Below are 6922 nucleotides of genomic sequence, written 5' to 3'. Positions count from 1 at the left end.
GTTCGAACCCAACTCGGGGAGTTGAGAACTGTAAGCGGTTGCTTACAGTTTTTTGTTTGCGAAAAATCAGTAATCTCATGAATTCAATCCCTTTGTAGAACGTTACGTTTACAGAGGGATTGTTGATTTCATTATTTAACAATCTGGTATAGAGATTCAGCAATCTGGTCAAGATTATTCAGGTTGATAGAAGAGTAATTCATTACATAAGTATTTAGAACAGAAGAGTCAGCAAAACCGTTATAGTAGGCGGATAGAGGAGCAAGTTTAATTCCTTTGGAGCGCGCTGCCAGCAGAAGCTGTTCTTCGGTCTTAGGTGTATTGATATGCATTAGAAAATGGACACCGGACTCCTCTTCTGTGATCGTAATATATTTGTCCAGAGAACTGTTTTTAAAAGTAGATAAAATAGAATCCCGCTTTGTCTGATAGTAGTTTCGAAGACGATTTATGTGTTTTTCAAAGCTGCCATTCGCCATGAATTTAGCCAGAGCATATTGTTCAAAATTTGAAACCGTGCAGGAATAAAAGGAAAGAGTTTCATAATATTTTTCTGCAAGTGTCTCAGGAAGGATCATATAACTGATTCGGACAGTAGAAGACAGTGTTTTTGTAAAGGTATTGATATAAATTACGTGATCGGAAACATCAATACTTTGCAGCGTAGGAACAGGTTTTCCAGATAAACGAAGTTCACTGTCATAATCGTCTTCTATAATATATCGGTCTGTTTTCCTGGCAGCCCATCCGAGTAGTTCATATCGTCTGCTGATCGGCATTACAATTCCGGTGGGAAAGTGATGAGACGGTGAAATATGAATGACAGAGATATTCTGATCTTCCAGTGAAGATGCAGAAATGCCTTCTTTATCAATATCAATATAGTGGTATGGAACATGAAAACTTTCATAGATTTTCGCCGTTTTAGGATATCCGGGATTCTCCAGCCCATAAGTAAGATCCTTTCCAAGAAGTTGTATGAGAAGACTGTAGAGATATTCCGTCCCGGCACCGATAATGATTTGTTCTGGTCTTACATGCATTCCGCGAAATTCCTGAAGATAGCTGGCGATACTTGTACGCAGTTCTAAAATACCTCCACAGGGCGGATTTATCATAAGCTGTTCCTGATTTTCATTTAAAATTTCACGCATGGTTTTTGCCCATATAGTAAAAGGAAAAATCTGGCTGTCTGTTTGGTTGTTGGAAAAATCTGCAATATAAGCGGAAGCTGGTTTTGACAAAATAATATTTTTATTTTTTGATGTATGGGAGAAGAGAGGTTCTCTTTTTAAATCGGATATATAAAAACCTTTCTTCGGAATGGAATAGATATATCCTTCAGCAATTAGCTGTTCATATGCATTTTCAACGGTAATGACGCTGATACCCAGATTTTTCGCAAATGGACGTTTGGAAGGGAGACGCTCGCCAGTACCAAGTTTTCCCTGTAAAATGTCATTTTTGATACATTTATATAAGTGTTGATAAAGGGAATCTGACCCTATATTTGTGAAAGTATATGTCAACATTATGTATTCTCCTGTGAATCTGACCTTATTGAATATATTTATTTTGATAATTTTAAAATGGTCACAAAGATATTATAATCGATGCTATCAGATTCGTAAACAGTTGGAGGTAAATTAAAATGAGCGAAAACGGAAGATATAAGTTAAATAAAGAACTGGCACAGATGTTAAAGGGCGGAGTTATTATGGATGTAACGACACCGGAGCAGGCTAAGATCGCAGAAGCTGCAGGAGCTTGTGCTGTTATGGCTTTGGAACGGATTCCGGCAGATATTCGTGCCGCAGGCGGTGTGTCACGTATGAGTGATCCAAAAATGATCCAGGGAATTCAGGAAGCGGTATCCATTCCGGTTATGGCTAAGTGCCGTATTGGACATTTTGTGGAAGCTCAGATTCTGGAAGCGATTGAAATTGATTACATTGATGAGAGTGAAGTGCTATCGCCGGCGGATGATGTTTACCATATTAACAAGAGGGAATTCAAAGTGCCATTCGTATGTGGAGCAAGAGATCTTGGAGAAGCACTTCGGAGGATTAATGAAGGTGCGGCAATGATCCGTACAAAAGGAGAACCTGGAACCGGCGATATTGTACAGGCAGTCCGTCACATGAGAATGATGAACAGCGAGATTGCAAAGCTTACAAGTATGAGGGAAGATGAACTTTTTGAGGCGGCCAAACAGCTTCAGGTTCCATATGAACTGGTAGCATATGTACATGAAAATGGAAAACTTCCGGTGGTAAATTTTGCGGCAGGAGGTGTAGCTACACCGGCAGATGCAGCACTTATGATGCAGCTTGGAGCAGAAGGTGTATTTGTTGGATCTGGTATTTTCAAGTCTGGAAATCCGGAAAAAAGAGCATCCGCAATTGTACAGGCGGTGACAAATTATACAGATGCAAAACTGATTGCAGAGCTTTCAAAAGACCTCGGAGAAGCCATGGTAGGAATTAACGAGCAGGAAATTGAACTTTTGATGGCAGAAAGAGGAAAATAATGAAAATAGGCGTATTGGCATTGCAGGGAGCTTTTATTGAGCATGAAAAAATGCTTGAAAAACTTGGAGCTGACTGTGTAGAGCTTAGAAAGGCAGAAGATTTGGAACAGGATTTTGACGGACTGGTTCTTCCAGGAGGAGAAAGTACGGTTCAGGGAAAACTTTTAAGAGAACTTGGAATGTACGAGATCCTGAAAGAAAAAATTGAGAATGGAATGCCGGTACTGGCAACCTGTGCGGGAATGATTCTTCTTGCTGAAAAACTGGAAAATGATGAACTAAAACATTTTGGGACTTTACCGGTTTGCGTAAAGAGAAACGCATATGGAAGACAGCTTGGAAGTTTTCATGCGGAAGCTGAGGTAAAAGGAATTGGAATTGTACCAATGACATTTATCCGGGCACCATATATAGAGTCTGCTGAAAAGGATGTGGAAGTTCTTGCGGTTGTTGAAGGAAAAACGGTTGGTGTAAAATATGGCAATCAGCTTGCATTTGCGTTTCATCCGGAACTGGATGAAGATATCAGGATCCATCAAAAATTTTTAGATATAGTAAAAGAGTTAGTCTGATTTACACTGGACAGTCCTGCATATTTGTATTATAGTAAAAATAGTATTTCGAGGGTGATTGCGCAACAATACTTGTTGCGTTATCATCCTTTTTGGATATAAGGAGGCAGGATCATGAAAAAACTTGCATCAGGAATGGTAATCCTGGCAGGGATACTTTGGGGAAGCATGGGAATTTTTGTCCGCAAGTTTAAAGAATGTGGATTAGGATCGCTGGATATTGTTGCTATAAGAGCAATTACCACGATGTGCATATTGTTTCTCTTTTTGCTGTTTTATAACAGAAGCTTATTAAGGATAAAACTCAGGGATTTGTGGTGTTTTCTGGGAACTGGATTATTAAGTATTGTATTTTTTAATTATTGTTATTTCAGAGCGATTACGATGACATCACTCTCTGTAGCAGCGGTACTTCTTTATACGGCACCGGCTTTCGTTATGGTTCTTTCGTATTTATTATTTCATGAAAAATTTACAGTAAGAAAATCAATTGCTTTGGTACTGACTTTTGTCGGTTGCGTGTTTGTTACAGGAATTATTGGAAGTTCACAGGCACTTAGTGGAAAAGGAATTTTAATAGGTATTGGTGCTGGATTTGGATATGCATTGTATTCAATTTTTGGTCGCTTTGCATTAAAAAAAAGGATATGATAGTTTTACAATTTCGTTCTATACTTTTTTTGTTGCAGCAATCGGTGTGATTCCTTTATGCAATTTTGAAAAAGTGATCAAAGTAAGCTGCGCAAGCATAAATATGATAGGATGGTCATTATTATTTGGTTTTTTAAGTACAGTGCTTGCATTTTGCCTGTATACTGCCGGTCTTAAAAATTTAGATAATGGAAAAGCTTCTATTTTGGCATCAGTTGAGCCAGTTGCAGCTACCTTGATTGGTGTAATACTATATAAAGAAACCTTATCAGCAGGAGAAATATTTGGAATTAGGATGTTAAACGAAACAGCTATTTCATAATCGGGATGCCTTTTGCAACCCGGCGATAAATCTTCCATATAATGGTGAATGGAAGACTGATACAAATATAAAGTGTAGAAAAAAGACCTGCAAAGCCTCCAATTATAACCAAAAGTAACATTCCAATATTCATGTCTCTCTCACTCCAGTTCTTTGTATTTCTTTTGATAAAGTCATTTTATAAGAAAATATGTAATTTGAAAAGAGATTGGAGTCAAATGAACGATATTTCCACTGATAGTCAGGGTACGTTTTTCAAAATCGAGTATTAACTCACCACATTTGTAAGGGTGGAAGAGTTGATCTGAAGAGGTATTCATCCGGGTACTGTGTCTGAGTGAGGTGCGGATACGTGCAAGGAGTTCGGCGGAACCGAATGGTTTGGTGATATAATCATCCGCGCCAAGATCGAGAGCTTTTACCTTTTCATGTTCATTTGTACGGGCAGAGATGACGATGATTGGACAGTCGGACCATTCACGAACTTGCCGGATGATTGTCTGACCATCCATATCCGGGAGCCCAAGATCAAGGAGAATGAGATCTGGACAGATAGAATTTATCAGCTGAAGACCTTCAGTACCGGTTATGGCGGTTGTTACTTTATAATTGTGCCCATATAACAGCTTTCTAACAAAAGTAAGGATATTTCGTTCGTCTTCTATAAAAAGGATATTTACTTTTGGCTGCATGGAATGTTTTCATCCTCTTCTTTTGGTAATGTAAACAGAAATAAAGCACCATTGGTGTGGTTTTTGGCTTCGATATAACCATTGTGTGCGTCAATGATCGTTTTGCAGATTGATAAGCCGATTCCCATACCCTTGTGGGAGTCAACGGAACCAGTATTGTGGCAGATGCCACTGAAAATATCCGGAATAACGTCCGGGTTCAGACCATGTCCGAAATCTTTGACACAGAAGGTTACGTGGTCTGGATGATCAGTGACGGTAAGCTCCGGAGTCTTGTTACACTGATAAGATGGAACCATCAGACAGAAGAGAGGAAGTGGTTGCTGTGGTGAGCAATATAATGATCAACATTCCGATAAATGTGACCGGATAGCCGCTCAATGTGAAATTCAGTCGGAAAAACGGATAGGTAAAGAAGAAATTGATACAGATTACGGAGAAAACAGAAGAAAAGAGCCCGTGCAGGTATCCGTTCGTATATCGTGCAATCAAGATTTGGGCAATAATATAAAGTAATGCGATGTTTGCAGTATTTTCAGAAACGAATGAGAAAAAAAGAAAGGCAAGTGCGGTCGCGATGCCAAGTAGTGTGAGTGTAAAAAGTGTATTGTTATGTAATAATTTATTCATAGCAGATAATCCTCATAAATAAACAAAATTTTCACAAAAAACTATCATATTTTCTCGCAAATGTCAACAGAGATAAAAAATCATAACAAAATCCAGGCAAAGAGGTTGACATGGCAAACTGTATGTGATATTCTTACAGTATAAACTGTAATTAAAAAAATTACAGTTCAACATATAAGAAATGAGGGGAGAAGCGTGACAAGTGAATTTGCAATAGCGGTTCATGCACTTGTATTTCTGGATCGCAGCAATGCTACTATCGCAAGTGAAGAACTCGCAGATAATGTATGTACAAATCCTGTATGTATACGCAAAGTGATGGGAAAACTAAAAAAAGCCGGTCTGATCGAGACAAGAGAAGGCATGGGAGGCGGTTACCGGATCGCAAAAGCAAATTCGGATATTACGCTGAGGCAGATCAGTGATGCACTGGAGAATACGCTTGTAAAAGCATCCTGGCGTTCAGGAAACCCGGATAAAAAGTGTTTGGTTGCAAGTGGGATGTCTGTAGTTATGGACGAACTTGTAACAGGGATGAACAGGAGCTGTAATGATTATCTGGAAAGAATCACGATCCAGAAAGTAGAGGAACGGCTTACTGCCATTAAAGAAGAAAAAGATAATGAAACAGGAGGATGTCTATCATGTCAGTAATCAATTTAACAACAGAGAATTTTGAAGAAGAAGTATTAAATGCAAAAGAACCAGTACTGGTAGATTTCTGGGCAACATGGTGTGGACCATGCCAGACAATGGGACCGGTTGTTGACGAACTCGCACAGGAGCTTACAGATGTAAAGGTAGGTAAGGTGAATGTGGATGAGCAGATGGCGCTTGCCAGAGAATATAAGGTAATGTCAATTCCGACATTTCTCGTATTCAAAGATGGAAAGGTCGCAGAGAGAACTTTAGGAGTTCAGGAAAAGAGTGAACTGGAACAGCTGATTCGGTAAGCAGAATATAGAATAAGTTATCTAAGGATGTGCCAAGGCACATCCTTTTTGTAGTTTGCGCACCATGGGCGCGCTCTAACGGGTGAAAGTCCCGAATACGCCTAGGTAACAAGGAAGTATATAGCCGAACAGGGTGTCCATTGTGAGGTGGAATCTGAAGGAAGCTGTAGTAAAGAACTAGATGCAAGAATTTGTTATAGGCTGCGTATGTGTATCTGGAAGCAATGGAAAACCCCACAGAATCGTATAAAGAATTTGATGAAACTCAGAGTTGATAAGGATACAGCTTGGATTACGGCATACACAGGTAGTCGAATCGCTTACATGTGTCAACGAAGAGTTATGAATTTTGCAATAAACAAAGAAAGATTAACCCGATTTGGACTACTGGGACTTATGGCAATTGATTATAAGAAGCTGGTAAAAGTTATTTCAGAAGATGAGAAATTTATGAAACAGATTGAGAAGTGGGCTGTTGAAGAATAAGAATGGATGAGCTGAAAGATGGGAGAGTATGGGGATTTTGCTCTCCCGTTTTGTTGCGAAAAAAAGAGAAACGCTGTAAATTCAAC

Annotated in this window: 11 protein-coding genes; 7 read left to right on the top strand and 4 right to left on the bottom strand. The window is 39.1% G+C overall.

Annotation, left to right across the window (positions count from 1 at the left end):
• Nucleotides 1-131 precede the first annotated feature (131 nt).
• A complete protein-coding gene (gene pdxR, locus PG840_RS16135) occupies nt 132-1532 on the bottom strand; it encodes a MocR-like pyridoxine biosynthesis transcription factor PdxR (protein WP_270613879.1) in 1401 nt (466 codons plus the stop codon).
• A gap of 119 nt (nt 1533-1651) precedes the next feature.
• On the opposite strand from pdxR, the gene pdxS reads away from it, so the two are divergent.
• The 4 genes from pdxS (at nt 1652) to PG840_RS16115 (ending at nt 4075) form a co-directional block, all read left to right on the top strand.
• Entirely contained in the window at nt 1652-2530 is an 879-nt protein-coding gene (pdxS, locus tag PG840_RS16130; RefSeq protein ID WP_117559477.1) for a pyridoxal 5'-phosphate synthase lyase subunit PdxS, read from the top strand.
• A complete protein-coding gene (gene pdxT, locus PG840_RS16125) occupies nt 2530-3102 on the top strand; it encodes a pyridoxal 5'-phosphate synthase glutaminase subunit PdxT (RefSeq protein WP_270205826.1) in 573 nt (190 codons plus the stop codon). Before pdxS ends, pdxT begins: the two co-directional genes overlap by 1 nt.
• 114 nt (nt 3103-3216) lie before the next feature.
• Entirely contained in the window at nt 3217-3753 is a 537-nt protein-coding gene (locus tag PG840_RS16120) for a DMT family transporter (RefSeq protein ID WP_270205827.1), read from the top strand.
• A gap of 46 nt (nt 3754-3799) precedes the next feature.
• Nucleotides 3800-4075 carry an EamA family transporter gene (locus PG840_RS16115; protein ID WP_173826560.1) on the top strand — a complete coding sequence of 92 codons (276 nt, stop codon included), beginning with the start codon at nt 3800-3802 and terminating at the stop codon, nt 4073-4075.
• Nucleotides 4076-4248: 173 nt separating this feature from the next.
• Here the strand turns inward: PG840_RS16115 and PG840_RS16110 are convergent, their stop codons facing one another.
• The 3 genes from PG840_RS16110 to PG840_RS16100 are packed head-to-tail and all read right to left on the bottom strand — an operon-like array spanning nt 4249 to nt 5397.
• On the bottom strand, nt 4249-4767 hold the full coding sequence (locus tag PG840_RS16110; protein WP_270205828.1) for a response regulator transcription factor: 519 nt from the start codon (nt 4765-4767) through the stop codon (nt 4249-4251).
• Nucleotides 4752-5066 carry a sensor histidine kinase gene (locus PG840_RS16105; RefSeq protein ID WP_270205829.1) on the bottom strand — a complete coding sequence of 105 codons (315 nt, stop codon included), beginning with the start codon at nt 5064-5066 and terminating at the stop codon, nt 4752-4754. Before PG840_RS16105 ends, PG840_RS16110 begins: the two co-directional genes overlap by 16 nt.
• The gene (locus PG840_RS16100) at nt 5044-5397 is read right to left on the bottom strand and encodes a DUF4118 domain-containing protein (RefSeq protein ID WP_243272032.1); all 354 of its coding nucleotides are present in this window, start codon (nt 5395-5397) and stop codon (nt 5044-5046) included. Before PG840_RS16100 ends, PG840_RS16105 begins: the two co-directional genes overlap by 23 nt.
• A 195-nt stretch (nt 5398-5592) precedes the next feature.
• Here PG840_RS16100 and PG840_RS16095 point away from each other — a divergent pair, with 195 nt between their 5' ends.
• The 3 genes from PG840_RS16095 (at nt 5593) to PG840_RS16085 (ending at nt 6836) form a co-directional block, all read left to right on the top strand.
• Complete coding sequence (locus PG840_RS16095) at nt 5593-6051, top strand: RrF2 family transcriptional regulator (protein ID WP_117824793.1); 459 nt, start codon at nt 5593-5595, stop codon at nt 6049-6051.
• Nucleotides 6042-6350, top strand: a complete 309-nt coding sequence (gene trxA / locus PG840_RS16090; protein ID WP_055247598.1) for a thioredoxin — start codon at nt 6042-6044, stop codon at nt 6348-6350. Before PG840_RS16095 ends, trxA begins: the two co-directional genes overlap by 10 nt.
• 342 nt (nt 6351-6692) lie before the next feature.
• Nucleotides 6693-6836 (top strand): hypothetical protein, encoded by a 144-nt coding sequence (locus PG840_RS16085; RefSeq protein ID WP_270205830.1) that lies wholly within the window; start codon nt 6693-6695, stop codon nt 6834-6836.
• The last annotated feature ends 86 nt before the right edge of the window (nt 6837-6922 follow it).

The sequence above is a fragment of the Coprococcus sp. AM97-35 genome (assembly GCF_027697525.1).
Taxonomy (GTDB): Bacteria; Bacillota; Clostridia; order Lachnospirales; family Lachnospiraceae; genus Allocoprococcus; species Allocoprococcus comes.
The sequence above is the reverse complement of the archived record's forward strand: the minus strand, read 5'-3'. Positions and strand labels throughout refer to the sequence as shown.